This is a genomic window from Acidobacteriota bacterium (assembly GCA_009838525.1).
Lineage (GTDB): Bacteria > Acidobacteriota > Vicinamibacteria > Vicinamibacterales > UBA8438 > VXRJ01.
Genome location: VXRJ01000035.1, coordinates 388,253 through 409,309 on the forward strand (window position 1 = coordinate 388,253; position 21,057 = coordinate 409,309).

The window sequence follows — 21,057 nt, forward strand, 5'->3', positions numbered from 1 at the left end:
CGCGAGCGATGCAGGAACTGGAGTTCGGTCAGCCCGCGTTCCTCTGGCTGCTGATTGCCCCGGCCGTGCTGGCCCTGCTCTGGGTGCGCCTCTTCCTGCGGCGCCGCCGCGACATCCGGCGGATGCGCGAGGGGCGCGCCCTGCCGGTGGTGGAACGCCATGCGGCGGGGCGCGGCCTCTGGTTCTGGCTGGCCCTCGTCGGCGCCTCGGCCTGCGTCATCGCGGCGCTCGCCCGGCCCCAGGCGCTCGTCGCCGTGACCGAGAGCGCGGGCGTCGACTTCGTCGTCCTGCTGGACGGCTCCACGTCGATGCGGGTCACCGACGTGGCGCCCGACCGGTGGCAAAGGTCGGTCACCTGGCTCCGCACCTTTGCGGAAGTCCTGGGATGGCGCCAGGAGCGGGTGGCGCTGGCCCTCTTCGCCCACCGTGCGGCGCCCCAGGTCCGGCTCACGTCGGATCCCAACGCACTCTTCTTCTTCCTCGATCACCTCTCGGACGAGCCGCCGTTTCGGTTGCGCGACGACACCAGTTGGGATACCAACATCGAGGACGGCATCGCCTGGGCCGTCAAGATGATCGACAAGGACGAGGAGCTGTACGGCACGCGGCTCGGTGCGCGCGCCCTGGTGGTGCTTTCCGACGGGCAGTCGTGGACCGGGGAAGTGGAACGCGCCATCCGGGTGGCGCAGGAGCGGAACATCCGGATCTTCGTGATCGGCGTGGGGACCGACGCGGGCGGGTTCATTCCGCAACTGCCGGCCGGACGCTACGAGGAGCCGGAGCCGCCGATCCACTCGGTCCTGGACCGGCAGTCCCTCCGCGCGATCGCGCAGGCCGGGGGTGGCGCCTACTTCGAACTCGGTTCCGAGGCGGACCACGTCGTGGCGCTCCGGATCATCCGTGACGTCCAGCGATCGGCGAGCGGCTCGCTGGAGCGGCGCGAGGCGTTTACCGACCTCTACTGGCCGTTCCTTCTGGCCGCTGCCCTCCTCTTCGGCGCCGGCGCCCTGCTCGTCACGGACCGAATCCAGCTCTGGTGGCAGCTCGCCGCCGCCGGTCTTCTGCTGCTGGCGCTCGTGCCCTGACGGAGCGCCGGCCTGGCGCACCCCGCCGGGTTCGTCGGTTCGGCGCGCCGGCCTGGTTGCACCCGACTTGGCGTGTCGGCCTGGTGCGCCGGCCTCCAGGCCGGCACACGCGCGACCCTGCGCCTACCGCAACGCGCTCCGCGCCGCTGCCGCCACCGCGTCCACCCCACCCGACGCGTCGAGCCGGACCCACGACGCCGGTCGCGCGACCCGTTGCGCCTGCCGGGCCGCTACGTCCGCCGTCGCTTCCGACGCATCGCGGCGACGCCCGGCGAGGCGGCGCGCGAGCGTCTCGAGCGGCGCGTCGAGCCAGAGGCCGGTGAATGGCACACCCGCGTCCCGCGCGACCGCCTCGATCGCGCCGCTCGTTTTCGGATCGGGCCAGACCGCGTCGACGATCACGCCATGCCCGGCGTCGATGATCGCGCGGGCCCGGTCGAGCAGCGTGGCGTACACGCGCTGGTTGGCCTCTGTCGTATAGCCTTCCGGGCCGAGAGGACGCTCGGGCGGAACGCCGAACAGGCGCTTTCGCTCGATGTCGCTCCGAAGGACGACGGCACCCGGTGCGGGCCCGACCCCGGGAGCGAGACGCCGCGCGAGCGTTGTCTTGCCGCTGCCGGAGATGCCGCCAATCGCCAAAACCCGCGGGGCGCCCGGTTCCATCACCGAAAGCGCCAGCTCGAGGTACGACCGTGCAGCGTCCCGCAACCCCGCGGCGTTTGCGGAGTCCGTCTGGAGCGTCGCCGCCGTAGCGCAGATCTTTGCCCGCACGGCGGCGCGCACCGACAGGAAGAGCGGCAGCAGCGTGATGCCGTCGATGTCGCCGGTCCGGTCGAGGTAGCGGTTCAGCACGGCGTTCGCATGCGCGCCGAGGCCGCGGTCAAGGAGGTCCATCACCAGGAACGCGCCGTCGTACCAGGTGTCGATGCAGGAAAACGCGTCGTCGAACTCGATGCAGTCGAAGATGGTCGTCTCGCCGTCGACGAGGCAGATGTTGCGCAGATGCAGGTCCCCGTGGCAGTGGCGGACAAAGCCATCGGCGCGTCGGGCGTCGAGCCGGGCTCCCAACCGATCCAGCAGCGTGAGGCTCGACTCCGCCAGCCGCGTGCATGCCGCGCCGTCGAGAGCGCCGGCGCCGTAAGCCGCCAGGCCGTCGCGATTGCCTTCGATCACGCGGCGCATTGCCCCTGCGCCCCCGTGATCCCGCCGTGGCGTGGCCGTCTCGTGCAACCGGGCCATGGCATCGGCCAGGGGCGCCATCAAGGCCAGATCGAGCGCGCCGCGTTCGGCCAGCCGGTCGAACTGGGTCGCCGGATCGAACTGGCGCATCTCAAGCAGGTAGTCGACGGCGCGGCCCGTGCCGCTGTCGATCCGGTATGCGCCGTCGGGCGTCTGGCGCACGGCGCGCACGGCGCGGTAGATGGACGGGGCGGTCCGCCGGTTCAGGCGCAGCTCTTCCAGCAGGTAGTGCCGGCGCCGCGCCGGGGTGGAGTAGTCGAAATAGTCGTACCGGACGGCCCGCTTCAGCTTCCAGGCGCGCTGTCCGGCCAGAAAGACGACCGAGGCGTGGGTCTCGACCCGTTCGACCGCTTTGCGGGCGTCGAGCCCGTGCGCGGCAGGGGATGAGAGCCAGGCGATCAGGGGGCGCTGGGACTCTGGGCCGTTATCCGGTTTCGTATTAATTATTTGGGCCATTTATATCAATAAGGCCTTTGACGCCACCCGCTTCATATTAAGTGCACGTGGTAGTTAGTTTAATACTATTGGTCTATTGACTGAAATACTCGCCGGGTGTAGAAGTCGGGCGATTGGCGGTTACTCGTCAGGCAAAAGAGGAGGTCTGCCATGAGGCGACGATTGTGGTCGTTCGGCGTGGCGGCGACGCTTGCCCTCGGGTTCGGGGTGTTCCAGATGGCCGAAGTTCCGGTCGAGGGGCAGTCCGAAACCACCGCGTGGGGCCACCCGAACCTCGAGGGGATCTGGCTCGACGTGTACGACACGCCGTTCGAGCGTGACTCGGCGCTTGGCGATCGCGAGTTCGCCACGGACGAGGAGCGGCAGACTCGCGATGAGGCGCGCATGGTCAATCCCGGGCGCAACGAACGTTCGAATGCCGCGGCTCGTGACGTGGCTGGCGCCTACAACGCCGTCTTTACCTCGGCGAGACCGGCCGGGCCGCGCACCTCGCTCGTCGTCGACCCGCCCAACGGACGGATTCCCCCGCTGACGGTCGAAGCGGAACAATGGGCCGAGGTGCAGCGCGAATGGCGCCTCATGCTGCTGCAGAACACCGAGACGTGCGAAAAGAACGCCCCCGGCTGCCGTGGCGGAACCTACGGCCTGCCGTCGCCGCGCCGTTTCGACGTCACGCCGTTCTACAACACCTCGCGCATGAACCGGCACTTTGGTCCGGAAGATCAGAGCCTGGGCGATCGGTGCATGCGAGGAACGACTCCGGACACCAGGGGACATCGTCGGATCGTGCAGGGTGAGGATTCGATCGCGATCGGCATCGACACCGGGCAGGGCCAGGGATACCAGCGCATCGTCAATCTGGGCGGCGAGCATCCCCCGAGCCACGTTCGTCTCCGGCACGGTGACTCGCGCGGTCACTGGGAGGGCGAGACCCTCGTCATCGAGACTACGAATTTCTCGCCCAAGTTTCCGTTCCGGGGCTCGACCGAGAACCTCAGGCTGACCGAACGGTACACGCGGGTGGATGCGGACACGCTGGAGTACGAGGCGACGATCGAGGACCCGGCGGTGTGGACCGCCCCCTGGACGATTCGGCAGGAGCTGAAACGCCAGGACGATCAGCAGAATCGGATCTACTACGAGCCGCGCTGCCACGAGGGAAACTACGGTCTCCCGGCGCTGCTGATCGGGGCGAGGATGGACGACCAGCGGTTCGAGGAAGGGACGGGGCCGGATCCTTTCTCGCTGGACACGGCGACGTGCGTGAGCGGTCTGGCCGACGAGGGGCTGTGATCATGCTGAGAAATCTCAACGGTCCGACGGTTCTCACCGCAATGGGCGCGGCCGTGATCGGCGCCGCCGTCGCCGTCATGGTGACCGGCACCGCGACGCCGGCTCAGCAACCGACGGCTGCGCGTCCGGTTCAGACGCCGGATGGCCGGCCCAACTTCAACGGGGTGTGGCAGGCGCTGAACGAGGCGCACTGGGATCTCCAGGCGCACGAGGCGCTCCCGGCCTGGGTGACCCAGGAGGGGGTGTATCCCTATGAATACGCCAGAGTGCCGGCGGCGCCGGTCGTCGCGCTCGGGGCGGCGGCCGGGGTGCCCGGCTCGATGGGCGTCGTCGAGGGCGACGGGACGATCCCGTATACGGCGGAGGCGCTGGCGATCAAGCAGGAGAACCGGGACAACTGGATCGACCGGGACCCCGAGTTGAAGTGCTATCTGCCCGGTACGCCGCGCGCCATGTACATGCCCTATCCCTTCCAGATCGTGCAGAGCACGGACAAGATCCACATGACGTTCGCTTTCTCGAACGCGGCACGGGTCATCCACCTCGACGAAGTGGCGCGACCTCCCGACTACACGTACATGGGGCATTCGGTCGGCCGATGGGACGGCGACACGCTGGTCGTCAATGTCGATTACTTCAATGGGAAGAACTGGCTGGATCGGGCCGGCAACCATCACAGCGAGGCGCTCGAGCTGGAAGAGCGCTACACGCCGCTGTCACCGGACGCCCTCTGGTACGAGGTGACGCTGACCGACCCGAATACGTACACGGAGCCCTGGACGATCGGCATGCCGTTGTATCGCCGCCTGGAGCCGAATGCCACGGTCCTGGACTATCCCTGCATCGAGTTCTCCGAAGAGTTCATGTACGGGCACGTACGCCGCGATCAACTGGTCAGGCGGTGGGAAGGCGAGACGATCATTGTCGACATCACCCGCAAGGTGCCGGAGGGCGATGCGTTCCATGACTGGTATCGGCGATAGGAGGCCAAGGCAATGACAGCGAGACAGGCGATCGGAGTCGCGGCGGCGGTCGGAGTCGTTTCTCTCTTGCTGGCGGGCGCCACGGCGCCGGTCACCGCGCATCACGCGTTCGCCGCCGAGTTCGACGCGAACCTGCCCGTGGAGTTCGACGGGACGGTTACCCGGGTCGAGTGGGTGAACCCGCACGTGTGGATTCACATGGACGTCAGGCTGGAGGACGGCACGATCGAGGAGTGGGCGTTCGAGGGGGGGACCCCGAACGTGCTGTTCCGGCGCGGCTTCACCCGGGAATCGCTCCTTCCCGGCACCGAGGTGCACGTCGACGGGTATCAGGCGAAGGACGGAACCAATCGCGCCAACGGCCGCGACATCACGTTCGCGGACGGGACCAAGCTGTTCCTGGGCTCGTCCGGCACCGGCGCGCCGTATGAGCTGGCCCGACCCGGCGTCGACACGGTGGATCCGGGCCGCTAGCAGCCCGTGGTGAAACCCCCGCTACATTCGAGCGGCGATGCATCCCGGCTGAACGGCGTTGCTCCTCGGTCGCGGCGTCGATGACACTCACGCCCGCGGCGGCCCTCGGCCTCGTGGCGGCCGTTGCGGGCGGCGTCGCCGGGTTCGGCTTCCTTCCCGCCGTCAGACACGATCCGGCGTTTCAGTGGTCGTTCTTCGTTCCGGGCGGGGCTCTGCTGGCCTGGGGCGTCGTTCTCTTTGCGACCGCGCACCGCCGCGGGCGGGCGTTCACCCTCCAGGTTTCTCTCCGCAGGCAGCACTACGTACAGGCCTGCGCGCAGTTGGCGGTCTTCGCCTACTGGGGCTGGCACTGGCGCCCGGTCTACGACGCGGCGTTCCTCATTGCCGCGCAACTGGTGTTTGCGTATGCCTTCGCCATGCTCCTCAGTTGGTCGCGGGGCAATTCCTGCACGCTGGGGTTCGGGCCGGTTCCGGTCATCTTCAGCATCAATCTGTTCCTGTGGTTCCGGGACGAGTGGTTCTACCTGCAATTCGTGCTGGTGGCGCTCGGCTTCCTGGCCAAGGAGTTCATTCGCTGGAACAAGAACGGGCGCCGCGTCCATATCTTCAATCCCTCGTCGTTTCCGCTGGCCGTCTTCTCGCTCGGCCTGATCCTCACGGGGACGAGCGATCTGACCTGGGGGCAGGACATCGCGGTTTCGCAGTTCTATCCGCCGCACATCTACTTCGTGCTGTTCCTCGTCGCGCTCCCGGGGCAGTACCTGTTCGGCGTGGCGTCGATGACGATGCCGGCCGTCGCCGCCTCCTATCTGTTCGGCCTGCTCTACTTCGCGTCGACCGGCGTCTATTTCTTCTACGACTCGTACATCCCGATCGCCGTGTTCCTCGGGATGCATCTCCTGTTCACCGACCCCTCCACCGCGCCGCGCACCGAGTTGGGCCGGGTCTGCTTCGGTGTGCTCTACGGCCTGGGGACCGCCGCCCTGTACGTCTTGCTCGGACGCGCCGGCGTCCCGACGTTCTACGACAAGCTGCTGCTGGTTCCGGTGCTGAACCTGTCAATCCAGCTTCTCGACCGCGCAGCCCGGTCGCGCTGGCTGGGTGGATTCGATCGCGCGATCCTTGCCCGGTGGCGTGAGCCGCGCCGGCGGAACCTCGCGTGGATGGCGGCGTGGGCCGGGCTCTTCCTGGTGATGAGCGCCACCCAGGGTGTGGGCGACCGGCATCCCGGCCAGTGGGCGCCGTTCTGGCAGCAGGCCTGCGCGGAGGGCAGGCCCTACGCCTGTCCGTACCTCGCCGACATGCAGTCGGGGTTCTGCCGCGGCGGGTCGGCGTGGGCGTGCAACGAGGCGGGTGTCCTGCACGTCGCGCTTGCGCGCTCGGGGGATGACGCCCGGCGCCGGGATCCCCTGGACGCAGCCGAACCGTTCCGGCGCGGGTGCGAGCTGGGCTTCGAGCCGGCCTGCGGCAACGTCGCGGAACTCATCGCCGGCCGGGGGGCGTTCCGGCGGGCGCCTCCGGGGCTGGACGACTTCCCGATCATCCTGCGCGGCACGAAGGGTCCGATCGCCAACCTTTCGCCCGCGTACCTCTACGCGCGCGCCTGCAGCCAGGGGTGGGAAGACGCCTGCGGCCGAGCCGGAATCGAGTAATTGCCGCGGAGTGCTCTCGCCGGCTTGCGTCCGGGGGCGCTGCGGCCTATCGTGTCCAGTACCGCAGAGTGCGGCGAGCAGACTGAGGACGGGACGCGTCCTGTCGGGAGGAAGACGATGAGCACACACCGTATCGCGGCACGCGTGGCAGTGGCGGCGGCGGTGACGGCGGCGTTCGTGGCGGCGCCGATGGTGGCGGGTCAGGCGCAGGCGCCCGAAGGATGGGAAGTGCCGCGACTGGCGGACGGCCGGCCCGATCTGCAGGGGGTCTGGGCAAGCGACTCGGCGACGCCGCTGCAGCGGCCGGAAGAGCTGGGCGACCGGGAGTTCCTTACCGACGAGGAAGTGGCGGCGCTTGCCGCGCACGTCAACGATTACTCGTCCGTCGGAGGCGACGCGATCTTCGGCGAGACACCGTTCCGGCGCGCGCTGGCGGCCTTGGATGCGCCGGAAGACAACGACCAGCAGGCCGCGCGGCCGGCCCGGCGGTCGACCGGCAGCTACAACCAGTTCTGGATGAGCGGCCGCTGGTTCGAGAACCGCACGTCGCTGATCATCGACCCGCCGAACGGTCGGCTCCCGCCCCGGACTCCCGAGGCGGAAGAGCGGGCGGCGCAGCGTCGGGCAGAGCGCGAGGCGCCCCTGCCCGAACGGCCGACCCTCGCGCAGGAAGTGGCCCGCATCGATCCGAACATCCGGTGCATGGGGGGAGGCGTCCTGCTGAGCGGGCGCGGCTACAACAGCACCTACCAGATCTTCCAGACGCCGAGCCACGTCGCCATCCTCAAGGAGATGTACCACGAGACCCGGATGATTCCGATCGGCGACGCGGCCCCGACCGAGCTTGGCCCGCGAAGTGCCACGGGGTCCTCGAAGGCGCACTGGGACGGCGACACGCTGGTCGTCGAGACGACGAACCTGTCGCGCGGCGCGGGCGGCTCGACGCGCGACGTGCATGTGACCGAGCGGTTCACGCGGGTCGGTCCGGAGTTGCTCCAGTACGAGTACACGCTGGACGATCCGGCCACCTGGACGGAACCGTGGACGGCGCGCATCTTCATGCGGCCGGCACCCGGCACCGGCATCGTTTACGAGTTCGCCTGCCACGAGGGGAACTACGCGATCGAGCACGCGCTGACCAACGAGCGGTACCTGGATTCGCAGGGGCAGTAGGGCTTCGCAGGGGGCGAGTAGATGCCGGCCTGGAGGCCGGCGCACCGAGTGGCGCACCGGCTGGCGACACCGACGGCGCACTAGGCGCGGGCGCGTAGCGCGCCGCGGTCGACCTTGCCGACGGCGGTCACCGGCAGCGCCTCGATGAACCGGATTGCCGCCGGCACGTGGCTCCGGGACAAGTGCCGGCCCACCAGCGCGGAGAGCGCCGCGGCGTCCACCGCAGCGCCGCCGCGGCGCACGACGAACGCCACCACGGCTTCGCCGAGGTCGGCGTCCGGCCGTCCGACCACGCAGCACGCGGCCACGGCGGGATGAGTGGTCAGGACGTCTTCGATCGATCGGGGTGAGACGTTCTCGCCACCCCGCACGATGATCTCCTTGAGGCGGCCGGTGATGGCGAGATACCCGTCATCGTCGAAGCGTCCGAGGTCGCCTGTCCGCAACCACCCGTCGCGAATCGGCGATTCGGCCTCTTCGCCTTCCGCGCCGCTTCCGGTCGGTCGACCGGCATAGCCCCGCATCAGGCAGGGACCGGCGATGCGGATCTCCCCCTCGGCGCCAGTCGGGGCTCTCTGCCCGGTCCCGGGAAGGAAGATGCCCACGCGCTGTCCGCGCAGGACGGTGCCGACGGTTCCGACGCGGCGCGCACCGATCGGGTTCATCGCCGACGTGCAGGTCGCTTCGGACAGCCCGTAGGACACGATCAGGGGCACTTCGAACGCGGCTTCGACCTCCTCATGCAGCCGCGCCGTGATGGGCGCGGAGCCGCACCGGAGAAACCGGAGCGAGCGGAGCGTGGCCCCGCCGCGCAGATGCGGCAGTACTCGCGCGTACATCGTCGGCACGCCGGTCACGTAGGTGACGCGGTGTTGCGCGATCTGATCCTCGATGTCCTCCGGCCGGAAGCGCTCGGCCACCACGACGGTCGCCCCGGCCAGGAATGGCGCGATGAGCTGGTTGTTCACCCCGTTCGTATGGTTCAGCGGCATGACGTGCAGCAGTCGATCCAGCTCGGTCAGTCCTGTCCTCTCGATGATGCCTCGCGCATGCGCAAGCAGGTTGCCGTGCGAGAGCAAGGCCCCCTTGGGCCGTCCGCTGGCGGTGCCGGAGGTGAACTGCATCATCGCAAGGTCGGCGCCCCCGAGCGTGCCGTGGGACGCCGCCGCGGCCGCGGCGGATCGGCGCGACTGCGGTTGCAACTCGCCCGCCGAATGCACGCGCAGGCCGGCGTGCTCCAGATCCTGTCTGGCTGGGGCCGACTCTTCCTCGAGGACGACGCGGCGCATGCCGACCGCTTGCGCGCGCAGAGCCAGGGCTTCGGCGCCGAGGTCGGGCTCCAGGAAGGCGGGGCAGGCGCCCGCCTGCATGACGCCGAAGAAGCGCGCAACGGACTCGGCGGAGCGCGACGCGGGCACGCCGACCAGCTCGCCGCGCGCGATGCCCCCCGCCAGGGCTGGCAGTGCGCTGGCGCAACGGTCTATGCGCTCCCCAAGCTCGGCATACGAGACGGCGCCGTCGGTGTCGATCAGCGCGGTCCGCCCGCCTTGCGCATGACGCGCGACACGCTCGCGCAGCAACTGGCTCAGGGAGGGGGCTTCGCGGGGCACCTGCTACCGCAACGTCACATTCGCGTTGCGCTCGAACTGCCCTTCGGGGTCCAGGGCGCGAAGTGCGGCGACCTCGCGGTCGGTCGGCTGCGGAGTCGGCGCCGCGCCGGTCGCGTCGAACGCGAACCCCGTCCGCCGGCGCACCTCGTCGAGGGAGGCAGCCGGGTGCCAGGACCGGAGGGCGAGGCGCCCGTCGCGCCTCTCGAAGACCGCGATGGGCGTGACGACGCCGTGCAGGCCGCCGGCCGCGGTCACGAAGTCGAGCCGGTCGACCAGCGTGCGCGTGGAGTGCTCCGTGCGCCACGTCACCGCGCGCCGGGCGGTCGGCAACATCACCGCGCCGCCTCCACCTCCCGGCAGCCGGACCTTCGGCGCGTGCCAGTCGCCGATGGCCGACACGTTGGTGCGGCCCCGGCCGTCGACCTGCGCGGCCCCGAGGAAGCAGAGGTCCATCCCGCCGCGGGTGCAGAGGTCGTAGAAGTCCTCGTTCGAGAAGATGGCGGTGGAGCCTTCCGCCAGCACCGGATCGGAGCTCGAGCGGGGGATCGACGATGGCGTCGGTTGCACGCCGCCTGCCACGTTGAGGTACACGAAGTCGAAGTCGTAGGCCCGCTTGGCGAGCAGGCATGCCAGCATCGGCGGCGTCGAGTTGACACCGCTGAACGTCACTTCGTCCGGTCGGATGAATCGCGAGAGGTTCGTGACGACGTAGGAGAACGCGGACCAGGTCCCGGACGATTCAGGCATGGACGGTTTCGCGGCGCTCCGGCGCCGCCGACTCCGGCGCGGCCGCAAGGTGTTCCTCCAGGCCTTCGGACTGCATGTATGTCTCGACGGCGGGGTAGTCCACCGGGTAGAGCGGCCAGCACGAGCCTGGCCACGCTCCCCGCGGCACGACGGCCACCGCCTCGACCAGAAACCCGGGAATAAGGGTCAGCTCCGGACGTTCCTGGAACGACTCCACCGGGGCGAGCGACTCCGCCACCAGGAACACGCGTTTCGCCGCGCGGCTGAGGACGCGGTCCCAGTGGAACGTGCCGTAGACGCGCGCATCGCCCAGAGCGTTCGCCTCGTTGACGTGAATGACCGAGATGTCGGGCTGGATCGCCGGAATGACCCACACGTCCTTGCCCGAGCCGTAAGGATCCGGCACCGACGCCCACCGATTCAGGGCGGGCAGGTCCGAGCCGTGGACGCCGCCGACGGGCTGGAACGGCACGCCGTAGGCGGCGGCGCGCAGCCCCGCCGTAAGCGTCATGCAGGCGTGCTCCTCCAGTTCGATCTCCTGCCGCTCCACGGCGCGGCGATACGCCGGCGCCAGGCCGAGGTGGCCTTCCATGGCCACGATGCCGGCCCGCGCCCGGGCCACGGCGCCGGCGCGGCAGAGGATGTCGATGTCGTAGCCGGGCGACTGCTTGATGATTTCCAGCGACTTCCGGCCCTGGCGGATCAGCTCGCGCACGAGGGCGAACGGACCGCGGTGGAGGAAGCTTCCGCCGAGGGCCAGGGCCGCGCCGTCGGGGATGCGCGTGGCGAGGTCGGCGAGGGGAACGACCTTCGAGTCGGGCATCTCGTTTCTCACACTTCCTCGGGTGCCGGACTCACTGTATCGCAACCGCGGCCCTCTCGCGCGGTCCCCGTGGGTGGGCGGCAAGGCGCCGCGATTACCGTCTGGATCGTCTGGTGGCGCCCCCGTATGATGCCCGAATGAAGAATCTGGCCGGACCGTTGGCGCTCCTCGTTGGACTGTGGCCGGCTCCCGGGCCCGCCCAGACGGCGGACGACCTGATCAACGACGCGCGGACCCCCGAGGACGTGCTCGTCCACAGCATGGGGTACGACCGCAAGAGCTACAGCCCGCTCGAACAAATCAACAAGTCGAACATTCACCGGCTGGTGCCGATCTGGAGCACCAGCATGATGAACAACTCGGGCGAGCTGGCCGCACCGGCCATCTACGACGGCGTGATGTACACGATCAACGGAAGCTGGACCTTCGCCATCGACCTGGAGACCGGCCGGCAGATCTGGCGCACGCCGGTCGTCCTCGAAGACGGCGCGCGGCGCAACAGCAACTTCAACCGCGGCGGCCCAGTTCTCTACGAGGGCCGCCTCTTCCGCGTGACCGTGGACAACCACGTCCTGGCCCTGGACGTGGAGACGGGGGAGGAGCTCTGGAAACAGAAGTTCGCCGATGCGTCGGAGGGCTACTACGCGACGGGCGCGCCGGTCATCGCCAACGGCGTGCTGATCTCCGGGATGGCGGGCGGGGAATCCACTACGCGCGGCTTCCTCGACGGCTGGGATCCCGCCACCGGCGAGAAGCTGTGGCGCCGCTACACGATCCCCGGCCCGGGCGAACCGGGCCACGAAACCTGGCCCGCCAACAGCGACGCGTGGATGTACGGCGGGGCGCCGACGTGGCGCTCCGGCTCCTACGACCCGGAGTTGGACCTCGTCTACTGGGGGACGGGCAACGCGGAGCCGTACGATCCGACGCCGCGCGGCGCGCTGGACAGCCTCTATGCGTCGACCGTGATTGCCATTCGCCCGAAGACGGGGGAGATCGCCTGCTACTACCAGTACACGCCGAACGACGTCTACGACGTGGACGGCGTCGACGAGCACGTCCTGGCCGATCTGGAAGTCGACGGCGAAATGCGGAAGGTGATGATCCAGGCCAACAAGAACGGCTTCCTGTACACGCTCGACCGGACCGACTGCTCGCTGATCGCCGTGCACCCCTACGTTTACGTCAACTGGGCCACGCACATCGACCCGGCGACCGGGCGTCCGGTGCTGACCGACCTCTACCGGGACTTCCTGGCCGGCGAGCAGGTCTACATCTGGCCGTCCCGCGGCACCAACGCGGTGCCCATCGCCTTCAACCCGGACACCGGCCTCATCTACTCGACGACCTGGCATGTGCCGCGCATCCAACAGCTTCTGCCGGAGCCGCAGGAACGGGTCCTCGGGGCCAGCTACACGGGGGTCACCAACCGCTTCCCGGAGGTCGAGCCCGGCGACCTGCTCGGTCACATCGTGGCGATCAACCCGCTGACCGGCGACAAGAAGTGGGAGATCCCGATGCACGACTTTCCCAGCTCGGCCGGCGTCCTGGCGACGGGCGGCGGGTTGCTGTTCACGGGCAAGATCACCGGCGAGTTCATCGCTCTCGACGAGGAGACCGGCGAGACGCTCTGGGAGTTCCAGACCGGATCGAGCGTCAATGCGACGGCGATCACCTACATGCTGAACGGCCGCCAGCAGATAACCGTGGCGTCAGGGCTCGGGGGCAGCCTCGCCAACCGGTACGCGCGGGGCCGGGTGGCGTCCGGTGGATCCGTCTGGACGTTCGCGTTGATGCCCGACTGACCGGTGCGCCGGCGTCCACGCCGGCGGTTCCGCGGGTTGCCGGCCTGGAGGCCGGCGCACCCGGCCTGCGCACTTGGCCGGCGCACCTGGCCGGTGCACTTGGCCGGCAGCGTTTGCGGCTACAGTCGCTGCGCGCCGGGCCGTCCGTCCTCGACGACGAACGACGCCCGCGTGGAGATGGGGCTGCCGGGCCGGCTGACGTACTCCAGGACCTGGTAGTCGGCCCGGCACTGCTCAGGGGTCAGATCGCAGCGCACGTAGCCGCGCTGGCTGTTGAAGAACCGGATCCAGGGGTTCTCGGCGAGCAGGGCGGCGGTGTTGTCCCGGACGTCGGAGCCGTCGCCACTGGAGCTGATGGAGGTGCCGACGAACTCGGTGGCCACGATCGGCCCGGCCGCATCCTGGTAGTCCAACTGGAGGTCGGCCACCCAGTTGCTGTGGATGTCGCCGGTGAGGACGACGGGATTCGCCGGCCGCCGCGTCGCCAGGAACTCCATCAGCCGTCGCCGCGCGACCTCGTAGCCGGACCAGACATCCATCCCGTACGTCTCGCCCTCACCCGGCGTGTAGTCGACGCGCGCCATCATGATCTGCTGCGGGATGACGTTCCAGCGCGCGGCGGACCGATCCAACCCATCCATGAGCCACCGCTCCTGTGTTTCGCCCAGCGGCGTCGCGGCCGGGTCGTAGATGCCGTCGCAGACGACCCGGCGCCGATCGCCGCACGGCTGGTCGGTGCGGTACTGCCGCGTGTCGAGCACGTGGAACGAGGCGAGGTCGCCCCAGTCGAAGGCGCGGTAGAGCTGCAGGGCAGGTCCGTTCGGCAACGATGCCCGGCGCAGGGGCATGTGCTCGTAGTAGGCCTGGTAGGCGGCGGCGCGGCGCCGCAGGAACAGCTCGGCCGGCAGGCCTTCCTCCTCCGAGACGTCGTTCGCGTAGTTGTTGTCCACCTCGTGGTCATCCCACGTCACCACCCACGGGAACGCCGCGTGGGCCGCCTGCAGGTCCGGATCGCTGCGATAGAGCGCGTACCGGTTGCGGTACTCCTCGATCAGCTCGATCTCGCCGCCCGTGTGCCGGCGGACACGCCCGTCGCGCCCTTCGTACTCGTAGATGTAGTCGCCGAGATGGAAGACGATGTCGAGGTCGTCTTCCGCCATGTGCTGGTACGCCGTGTAGTAGCCCTGCTCGTAGTGCTGGCACGAAGCGAACGCGAAGCGGAGGCGATTGGTCCGCGCTCCGGGCGCCGGCAGCGTGCGCGTGCGGCCGATCCTGCTCTCGTCGGCGCCGCTCCGAAACCGGTACCAATACCACCGCGCCGGCTCCAGCCCATCCACTTCCACATGGACGCTGTGTCCGAGCCTGCGGGACGCTATCGCCGTCCCGCGCTGCGCGACGTCCGTCATCCCCTCGTCGCGCGCGACCTCCCAGACCACCTCCACGTCCTCCGGCGGCATGCCGCCGCCGTTCAACGGATCCAGGGCCAGGCGCGTCCAGATCACGACGCCGTCCGGCGTCGGATCGCCGGACGCCACGCCGAGGGGGAACGCGGACGGTTGGAAGAGAGAGCCTCCCGAAGTGCGGCGTGCGGCGCCGAGGCCAAGCAGGGCCAGGCCGCCGGTCAGCAGATCGCGGCGGTCCAACCGACGTTGGAGCAACGAATTGAGGTTGGAGTGGATGGTCATCGCTTGTCCCCGGTATCGACCGTTCTGATTCGCCGTGCCTGGAAGAATGCTACGTTGATCGTCACCGCTCCGCACGTCGGGATGCGGCCAGCGTAGGCCGCCATTGCCATCGCCCCCATCCTAGCAGTCTGCGGCGCAACCCCCACTATAGCGAGCGGCGTTGCATCCCGGCCGGGTGGCGTTGGTTAGGACGTGATATGATTTTCCTACTCTGTAATTCATACCATACGCATGAGAATATCTGAACGCGGGCAGATCACCATCCCGAAACCACTGAGGGACCGTTTCGGCATGAACCACGATGTCGAGGTGGAGATCACGCCGACGGAGCAAGGCCTGCTCATTCAGAAGCGAACGGCTTCCAGGCACCCGGTGGAGAGGGTGTACGGCGTGCTCAGGCGGCGCGGCAACACCGACAACTACATTGAAGCCATCCGGGGACGATGATCACCGCCGTTGATACGAGCGTCCTGCTCGACATCTTCCTTCCTGACGAGAATCACGGTCCGGAGTCGGCGCAACGGCTGCGCACCGCCTATGATCGCGGCGCCATCCTCGTCTGCGACGTGGTCTACGCGGAACTGGTCCCGGCCTTCGATGACCGCAACGCACTCGACAGAGTGCTTCGGGAGGTCGGTGTGACCTCATCGCCCATCGACACAGCTATCGCCTATGAAGCCAGCGTGCGCTGGGATCGCTATCGTCAGGCTGGCGGTTCGCGAGAACGAATCATCACCGACTTCTTGATCGGTGCGCACGCCGTCGTGGCTGCCGACGCCTTTCTGACTCGTGATCGCGGCTTCTATGCGACGTACTTCCCGGAACTCCGCCCCGACTGAGTCAGGGCACCGGATCGAACCAAAAGTCATTTAGGGTTGCGTTTGGTCGCACCATATGTTACTTCTGGCGTCATATGGTCCGGCGTCGCTACTGGATCGAGGCCATCGAACGCCTGTGGGGCGAGAGGTCGGTGGTCTGGCTTTCGGGAGTTCGCCGGGTCGGCAAGACCTTCCTGTGCCGGTCGCTGCCAAGCGTCGAGTACTTCGATTGCGAGCTGCCGAGCACGCGGCGCGCATTGGAAGATCCCGAACGTTTCCTCACCGACGTTGCCGGTCGGCGGATCGTGATCGACGAGATCCAGCGCCTGCGCGATCCGTCCGAGCTACTGAAGATCGCCGCGGACTACCATCCCGGGACTCGCGTCATCGCTACAGGGTCGTCGTCCCTTGGCGCCTCGCGGCGATTCCGCGACACCCTCACCGACCGTAAGCGCGATCTCCGGCTGACGCCGATGATCCTCCAGGACGAGGAGGAGTTCGGCGGTCGCGGCATCGATCACCGTTTCATGCACGGCGGGCTGCCGCCCTTCTTTCTCGCCGCACAAAGACCCGAGCACGGATTCCAGGAGTGGCTTGACTCGTACTGGTCCCGGGACATTCAGGAGCTGTTTCGCGTGGAGCGCCGTTGGTCGTTCCTGCGGTTTGTAGAGCTGGTGCTCGCACAGAGCGGCGGTGTTTTCGAGGCCTCGCGCCTGGCGCGTCCGTGCGAAATCAGTCGGACCACGGTCGTCAACTACCTGCGGGTACTTGAAGACACCTTCGTCGTGCAGGTTGTGAGACCGTACAGCGCCCGCCGTGCTTCGGAGATCGTAGCGGCGCCCAAGGTGTACGGGTTCGATACCGGGTTCGTCTGTCTGTTCAAGGGGTGGGATCACCTGCGGGACGAGGACCGGGGTGTCCTGTGGGAGCACTACGTACTCAACGAGTACCTGGGCCGCGCTCAGGACCAGCGCGTGCGGTACTGGCGGGACAAGCGGGGGCACGAGATTGACTTCGTGCTCGTTCGCGGAGGTGGCGCAACAGTGGCGATAGAGTGCAAGTGGCGCGCGGCCGGCTTCGACGCACGGAACCTGAAGGCTTTCCGTTCACGATATCCGGACGGCGACAACTTCGTGGTAACCGATGACACGGCAACCTCCTATGTCCGTGACTACGGCGGGGTTGCGGTCCGTTTCGTCAACCTGCCCGAACTGATGGATCGCGTGACGAACCGAGCGTAAACCGCTGGGTCCACGGCAGGCGTTGCACGCGAGTAAACTGGCAGCCATGACCACCCAGGCAATCGCGGCAGCGGTGCCTGACGCATCTGGCGGCCCATCGCGTCTGTTCGCCGCGGTGGTGGCGCCGGGTCACCGCTTCCTGCTCGGCTGGACGGCGGCCTGGCTCGCGGTGGGCGTCGTGGTGGCAGGCGGAATCTCTTTCGCCGCCGGTGTCGACTTCTTTCCCATCCTGCGCGTGAGCGTCCTCTCCGCCGTGCTGGTGGGATACAGCGCGTACACCTCGGCCCGCCTCGTCTCGCCGCTGCTTGCGCAGTTGCACAGCGCACTGCGCCTGACGCTCGATTCGCTCCTCGTGCTGGCGGGCACTGTCTTCGGCTCGGTGGCGGTCTTTGTTACCGATCCGTTCTTCACGCTCGCCCAGTACCGGACCGTGTTGCTGATCGTGACGCTCAACGCGGCGCTTGCCGCGGGGGTCGCGGTGGCCCTCGGCACCTACGACCGGATGCGCCGCCAGATCGAGGCGTCCTACCGCGTGCTGCGGGAACGGGACAAGCTGGAGCGGGAGATGAACGTCGCCCGCGAGGTCCAGCGCGAGTTGCTTCCCCGCGCCGTGCCCAGCTTCCAGGGACTGGAGCTCGCCGGGGTCTGCCGCCCGGCAATCGCCGTGGGCGGCGACTACTACGACTACCTGCAGCATGTGGACGGCCGCCCGGGGCTCGTCATCGCGGACATTTCGGGCAAGGGCGTCCCGGCCAGCCTCCTGATGGCGAGCCTGCAGGCCTCGGTGCGCAGCCTGTTCCACACCGCGGCGGACCCGGGGCAGCTTCACGCGAGACTGAACGACGCACTGTGCGGCTCGTCGTCCGTGTCGCGCTACGCGACGGCGTTCGTCGCGGACTTCGATCCGGACACCCGGCGGCTGACCTACAGCAACGCCGGACACCTGCCGGCCCTCGTCATCCGGGGGCAGGAGACCCTGCGGTGCGAAGAAGGCGGCATGCCGATCGGCTTGTTCGAGGGAATGACCTACGAGACCGGAACGCTGTCCCTGGTCCCTGGAGACTTGCTCGCCCTGTTCACGGACGGTGTGACGGAGCAGCCTTCGTCCGGCGGTGAGGAGTTCGGCGCGAAGCGGTTGGCGGAGCTGTTGCGGGCTCACCTGGACCGCCCCCTGGACGCGGCCGTCCAGGCCGTGCTCGACGCCCTGGATGAGTGGCGCGGCCCCGTTGCCCCTCACGACGACGTGACGCTCGTCCTGGCGAGGGTGCGGTGAACCGGTCCGTGCCGAAACCGACGATCGCGGTAGGGAGGAACACGATGTTTCGCATTGCAGCAACGGCATTGGGTCTCGCCCTGGCGTTCGCCGGAGCGCCGGCGTTGGTCGAGGCGCAGTCGTTCCAGGCCGGTCCCCGGGTGACGATCCCGAGCGGCGCGGTGCGCGAGGGCGACCTCTACGCCGGCGCGGGAGAGTCGGTCCGGGTCGACGGAAGGCTGGGCGGCGACCTGATTGCCGGCGCGGGAAACCGGATTGCGATCAGCGGGCAGGTCGACGGGGATCTGTTTGCGGCGGCCAACACGGTCGACCTTCGGGGATCCATCGGGGACTCCGTCCGCGCCGTTGGACAGACGCTGAACGTGGACGCCACAGTCGACGGGCATCTCCTGGCGGCGGCGACCGAAGTGTTCGTAACCCGGAATGCGCGGATCGCAGAAGGCCTCACGGCTACCGCCAGCCACATGGAGATCGATGGCACGGTCGAGGGCGGCGTCCGGGTGGGGGCCGGGGTGGTTGTCATTCGCGGGACCGTGCAGGGCGACGCCAGCATCTTTGCGGACCGTCTCGATCTGGAGCCCGGTGCTCGCATCACCGGCGACCTCGACTACCAGACACGGGCGCCTCTGAGCCCCGAAGCAGCGGCTCAAGTGGAGGGGGCCGTGCGCTACGAAGAGCCGCCGGAGGAAGAGCCCGGCGAGGGTGGAAGCGCGTGGGGCGCCGTGTTCTGGATCTGGCAGACGCTCGCGGCGTTGCTCACCGGCCTCGTCGTCGTCGCCCTGTTCCGTGGCGCCGTGCAGCGGCAGGCCGCGTCGTTCGCCGAGGAGACCACGCTCAGCGCCCTGCTCGGGTTCGCCGCCTTTCTGCTCGTGCCGGTGGCGGCGGGAATCGTGATGATCACCCTGGTGGGATTGCCGGTTGGCTTCGCCGCCATCCTCCTGTTCGGCCTCGCCCTGTACACCGCCAAGCTCCCGATTGCCGTCTGGATCGGAGATCGCCTGCTCGGACTGGCCGGACGCCCCGGCGCGTCGCCGTACGCGTCGATGGCGCTCGGCGTTCTGGCGCTCTACCTGCTGTTCGCCGTCCCCTGGGTCGGGTGGCTGTTCTGGCTTGCCGCCACGTGGCTGGGCCTCGGCGCCATGGTCGTCTCCTGGCGCCGGCGCCTGGAAGTCCGCGCCGGCGCGGCTTACTCGATCATGCGTACCTGAATGGCGTTCGAGTGGCCGAAATCGGTAGTGACGTTGGCCACGACCACCACGGGTTCACCGCTTTCCAGCCGGCCATGGGCCTTCAAGAGTTCGAGGGCATGGAGCACTACCTGCTCCGGCTCTTCCGTCAGGTCGATCGTGAAGGGCACCACGGATCGTGAGAGCCAGAGCCGGCGGCGGACGATCTCGGTGGTCGTAAAGGCATAGATGGTAGCGCCGCGCGGGCGAAAACTGGCGACGAGTTGTCCCATCAGGCCCCGCATGGTCATGACCACGATCGCCCGGGACCCGAGCGAATCGGCCAGCAGGCAGGCGCTCCGGGCCAACTGATCGCGGACCGATTTCGCCTCCCGGTCGCGGTGGAATTCCAGGCCGGGTTCTTCCTCGACGCGCCGGGCAATGCGGTCGAGCACGGAGACGCAGCGCGCCGGGTACTTGCCGGTCGCGGTCTCCCCGCTCAGCATCACCGCGTCGGCCTGCTCGTACACGGCGTTGGCGACGTCGGTGACTTCGGCCCGGGTCGGCATCGGGTTGTCGATCATCGATTCCAGCAGGTGGGTGGCCACGATCACCGGCTTTCCGGCGATCGCGCAGCGGCGCACCATGTCGCGCTGGGTTGACGGAAGCAGATCGAACTCCACCTCGACCCCGAGATCGCCCCGGGCGACCATGACGCCGTCGGCCGCGTCGATGATCTCGTCCAGGTTGTCGATGCCCTCCTGGTTCTCGATCTTGGCGATGATGCGGATGGGGTGCCCGCCGGCCTCGGCGACGACGCGCCGGGCGTCGCGCACCGCCTCGGCGCTGCGTACGAACGACACCGCGAGGAAGTCGACGTGGTGTTCCGCCGCGAAGCGGATGTCGGCCGCGTCCTGGTCCGTGATCGACGGCAGGTTCACCCGCACGCCGGGAAGGTTGATGTGCTTCCGCGATCCCAGGGCCCCGCCGTCCCGCACCCGGCAGCGGAGATCGCGCTCGCGCACTTCCAGCACGTCCAGGTTGATCAGCCCGTTGTCGACCGTGATCCGATCCCCCACCGTCAACTGGCGCACGATGTCCTGATAGTCGACGTGGATGGTGCGCTCCTCCGGGCTCTCGGTGGGGCCGACGCTGATGTAGCACTCCTGGCCGACCTCGAGAAACAGTTGCTCGTGGCGTTCGCCGGTGCGGATGGCCGGTCCCCGGAGGTCCAACAGCAGGGCGATCGGATGGTCCAGTTGCTGGTTGAGCGTCTGGACGCGCCGGATCACCTCCAGGTGGCTCTCATGACTGCCGTGCGACATGTTGAGTCGCGCGATGTTCATGCCGGCGGCGGCGAGTTGTTCGATCCGGTCCGGCGCGGAGGTGGAGGGACCCAGCGTGCAGACGATCTTGGTCTGCCGGAAGTCGCGTCTCGGCGACGTCATGGCGGCAAGGTTAGCAGGCCGTGGTGAAACCCGGTCGGCGCGGAGTGGTTGGCGCATTCCACTTGACGTTCCACCTGTGGGCGTTA

The 21,057-nt window shown here is 68.5% G+C and carries 18 protein-coding genes; 12 read left to right on the top strand and 6 right to left on the bottom strand.

The features are described from left to right. The first annotated feature begins 8 nt into the window (after positions 1 to 8). Positions 9 to 1,085 (top strand): VWA domain-containing protein, encoded by a 1,077-nt coding sequence (locus tag F4Y45_17035; GenBank protein MXY26209.1) that lies wholly within the window; start codon positions 9 to 11, stop codon positions 1,083 to 1,085. Positions 1,086 to 1,208: 123 nt separating this feature from the next. Here the strand turns inward: F4Y45_17035 and F4Y45_17040 are convergent, their stop codons facing one another. Then, positions 1,209 to 2,780, bottom strand: coding sequence for an AAA family ATPase (locus F4Y45_17040; protein MXY26210.1), 1,572 nt, complete (start codon positions 2,778 to 2,780; stop codon positions 1,209 to 1,211). 150 nt (positions 2,781 to 2,930) lie between these two features. On the opposite strand from F4Y45_17040, the gene F4Y45_17045 reads away from it, so the two are divergent. The 5 genes from F4Y45_17045 (at position 2,931) to F4Y45_17065 (ending at position 8,355) form a co-directional block, all read left to right on the top strand. After that, on the top strand, positions 2,931 to 4,073 hold the full coding sequence (locus tag F4Y45_17045; GenBank protein MXY26211.1) for a hypothetical protein: 1,143 nt from the start codon (positions 2,931 to 2,933) through the stop codon (positions 4,071 to 4,073). Between the two features lie 2 nt (positions 4,074 to 4,075). After that, positions 4,076 to 5,056, top strand: a complete 981-nt coding sequence (locus F4Y45_17050) for a hypothetical protein (protein MXY26212.1) — start codon at positions 4,076 to 4,078, stop codon at positions 5,054 to 5,056. 12 nt (positions 5,057 to 5,068) lie between these two features. Next, positions 5,069 to 5,530 (top strand): hypothetical protein, encoded by a 462-nt coding sequence (locus tag F4Y45_17055; GenBank protein ID MXY26213.1) that lies wholly within the window; start codon positions 5,069 to 5,071, stop codon positions 5,528 to 5,530. 80 nt (positions 5,531 to 5,610) lie between these two features. Further along, on the top strand, positions 5,611 to 7,182 hold the full coding sequence (locus F4Y45_17060) for a hypothetical protein (GenBank protein ID MXY26214.1): 1,572 nt from the start codon (positions 5,611 to 5,613) through the stop codon (positions 7,180 to 7,182). Between the two features lie 117 nt (positions 7,183 to 7,299). Next, positions 7,300 to 8,355: a hypothetical protein gene (locus tag F4Y45_17065; GenBank protein MXY26215.1), complete on the top strand. Its 1,056-nt coding sequence runs from the start codon at positions 7,300 to 7,302 to the stop codon at positions 8,353 to 8,355. A gap of 80 nt (positions 8,356 to 8,435) precedes the next feature. Here F4Y45_17065 and F4Y45_17070 read toward each other — a convergent pair whose 3' ends face one another. The 3 genes from F4Y45_17070 to F4Y45_17080 are packed head-to-tail and all read right to left on the bottom strand — an operon-like array spanning position 8,436 to position 11,535. Beyond that, positions 8,436 to 9,965 carry an acyl--CoA ligase gene (locus F4Y45_17070; protein ID MXY26216.1) on the bottom strand — a complete coding sequence of 510 codons (1,530 nt, stop codon included), beginning with the start codon at positions 9,963 to 9,965 and terminating at the stop codon, positions 8,436 to 8,438. A 3-nt stretch (positions 9,966 to 9,968) separates the two neighbouring features. After that, a complete protein-coding gene (locus F4Y45_17075; protein MXY26217.1) occupies positions 9,969 to 10,712 on the bottom strand; it encodes a glutaconate CoA-transferase in 744 nt (247 codons plus the stop codon). Then, the gene (locus F4Y45_17080) at positions 10,705 to 11,535 is read right to left on the bottom strand and encodes a CoA transferase subunit A (protein ID MXY26218.1); all 831 of its coding nucleotides are present in this window, start codon (positions 11,533 to 11,535) and stop codon (positions 10,705 to 10,707) included. The genes F4Y45_17075 and F4Y45_17080 overlap by 8 nt, the downstream gene beginning before the upstream one ends. A 137-nt stretch (positions 11,536 to 11,672) precedes the next feature. Here F4Y45_17080 and F4Y45_17085 point away from each other — a divergent pair, with 137 nt between their 5' ends. Continuing rightward, positions 11,673 to 13,340, top strand: a complete 1,668-nt coding sequence (locus tag F4Y45_17085) for a PQQ-dependent dehydrogenase, methanol/ethanol family (GenBank protein MXY26219.1) — start codon at positions 11,673 to 11,675, stop codon at positions 13,338 to 13,340. A 119-nt stretch (positions 13,341 to 13,459) separates the two neighbouring features. Here F4Y45_17085 and F4Y45_17090 read toward each other — a convergent pair whose 3' ends face one another. Then, complete coding sequence (locus F4Y45_17090) at positions 13,460 to 15,025, bottom strand: alkaline phosphatase (protein ID MXY26220.1); 1,566 nt, start codon at positions 15,023 to 15,025, stop codon at positions 13,460 to 13,462. Positions 15,026 to 15,256: 231 nt separating this feature from the next. Here F4Y45_17090 and F4Y45_17095 point away from each other — a divergent pair, with 231 nt between their 5' ends. The 5 genes from F4Y45_17095 to F4Y45_17115 all read left to right on the top strand — a co-directional run bounded on the left by F4Y45_17095 (position 15,257) and on the right by F4Y45_17115 (position 19,565). Further along, positions 15,257 to 15,472 (top strand): AbrB/MazE/SpoVT family DNA-binding domain-containing protein, encoded by a 216-nt coding sequence (locus F4Y45_17095; protein MXY26221.1) that lies wholly within the window; start codon positions 15,257 to 15,259, stop codon positions 15,470 to 15,472. Beyond that, positions 15,469 to 15,864 carry a type II toxin-antitoxin system VapC family toxin gene (locus F4Y45_17100; protein MXY26222.1) on the top strand — a complete coding sequence of 132 codons (396 nt, stop codon included), beginning with the start codon at positions 15,469 to 15,471 and terminating at the stop codon, positions 15,862 to 15,864. Before F4Y45_17095 ends, F4Y45_17100 begins: the two co-directional genes overlap by 4 nt. Before the next feature lie 74 nt (positions 15,865 to 15,938). Continuing rightward, positions 15,939 to 17,084 carry an ATP-binding protein gene (locus F4Y45_17105; protein ID MXY26223.1) on the top strand — a complete coding sequence of 382 codons (1,146 nt, stop codon included), beginning with the start codon at positions 15,939 to 15,941 and terminating at the stop codon, positions 17,082 to 17,084. A 46-nt stretch (positions 17,085 to 17,130) separates the two neighbouring features. After that, positions 17,131 to 18,357 carry a PP2C family protein-serine/threonine phosphatase gene (locus F4Y45_17110; GenBank protein MXY26224.1) on the top strand — a complete coding sequence of 409 codons (1,227 nt, stop codon included), beginning with the start codon at positions 17,131 to 17,133 and terminating at the stop codon, positions 18,355 to 18,357. A gap of 44 nt (positions 18,358 to 18,401) precedes the next feature. Beyond that, on the top strand, positions 18,402 to 19,565 hold the full coding sequence (locus F4Y45_17115; protein MXY26225.1) for a hypothetical protein: 1,164 nt from the start codon (positions 18,402 to 18,404) through the stop codon (positions 19,563 to 19,565). Here the strand turns inward: F4Y45_17115 and pyk are convergent. Further along, positions 19,544 to 20,971, bottom strand: coding sequence for a pyruvate kinase (gene pyk / locus F4Y45_17120; GenBank protein MXY26226.1), 1,428 nt, complete (start codon positions 20,969 to 20,971; stop codon positions 19,544 to 19,546). The genes F4Y45_17115 and pyk overlap by 22 nt on opposite strands. Positions 20,972 to 21,057 lie beyond the last annotated feature (86 nt).

Bases quoted from the DNA above. Each gene is read 5' to 3' on its own strand.
- F4Y45_17035 (MXY26209.1), top strand. From the start codon at position 9: ATGCAGGAACTGGAGTTCGGTCAGCCCGCGTTCCTCTGGCTGCTGATT.
- F4Y45_17060 (MXY26214.1), top strand. From the start codon at position 5,611: ATGACACTCACGCCCGCGGCGGCCCTCGGCCTCGTGGCGGCCGTTGCG.
- F4Y45_17105 (MXY26223.1), top strand. From the start codon at position 15,939: ATGGTCCGGCGTCGCTACTGGATCGAGGCCATCGAACGCCTGTGGGGC.
- F4Y45_17110 (MXY26224.1), top strand. From the start codon at position 17,131: ATGACCACCCAGGCAATCGCGGCAGCGGTGCCTGACGCATCTGGCGGC.
- F4Y45_17080 (MXY26218.1), bottom strand. From the start codon at position 11,535: ATGCCCGACTCGAAGGTCGTTCCCCTCGCCGACCTCGCCACGCGCATC.
- F4Y45_17065 (MXY26215.1), top strand. From the start codon at position 7,300: ATGAGCACACACCGTATCGCGGCACGCGTGGCAGTGGCGGCGGCGGTG.
- F4Y45_17055 (MXY26213.1), top strand. From the start codon at position 5,069: ATGACAGCGAGACAGGCGATCGGAGTCGCGGCGGCGGTCGGAGTCGTT.
- F4Y45_17075 (MXY26217.1), bottom strand. From the start codon at position 10,712: ATGCCTGAATCGTCCGGGACCTGGTCCGCGTTCTCCTACGTCGTCACG.
- F4Y45_17045 (MXY26211.1), top strand. From the start codon at position 2,931: ATGAGGCGACGATTGTGGTCGTTCGGCGTGGCGGCGACGCTTGCCCTC.
- F4Y45_17115 (MXY26225.1), top strand. From the start codon at position 18,402: ATGTTTCGCATTGCAGCAACGGCATTGGGTCTCGCCCTGGCGTTCGCC.
- F4Y45_17040 (MXY26210.1), bottom strand. From the start codon at position 2,780: ATGGCCCAAATAATTAATACGAAACCGGATAACGGCCCAGAGTCCCAG.
- F4Y45_17085 (MXY26219.1), top strand. From the start codon at position 11,673: ATGAAGAATCTGGCCGGACCGTTGGCGCTCCTCGTTGGACTGTGGCCG.
- F4Y45_17095 (MXY26221.1), top strand. From the start codon at position 15,257: ATGAGAATATCTGAACGCGGGCAGATCACCATCCCGAAACCACTGAGG.
- pyk (MXY26226.1), bottom strand. From the start codon at position 20,971: ATGACGTCGCCGAGACGCGACTTCCGGCAGACCAAGATCGTCTGCACG.
- F4Y45_17090 (MXY26220.1), bottom strand. From the start codon at position 15,025: ATGACCATCCACTCCAACCTCAATTCGTTGCTCCAACGTCGGTTGGAC.
- F4Y45_17050 (MXY26212.1), top strand. From the start codon at position 4,076: ATGCTGAGAAATCTCAACGGTCCGACGGTTCTCACCGCAATGGGCGCG.
- F4Y45_17100 (MXY26222.1), top strand. From the start codon at position 15,469: ATGATCACCGCCGTTGATACGAGCGTCCTGCTCGACATCTTCCTTCCT.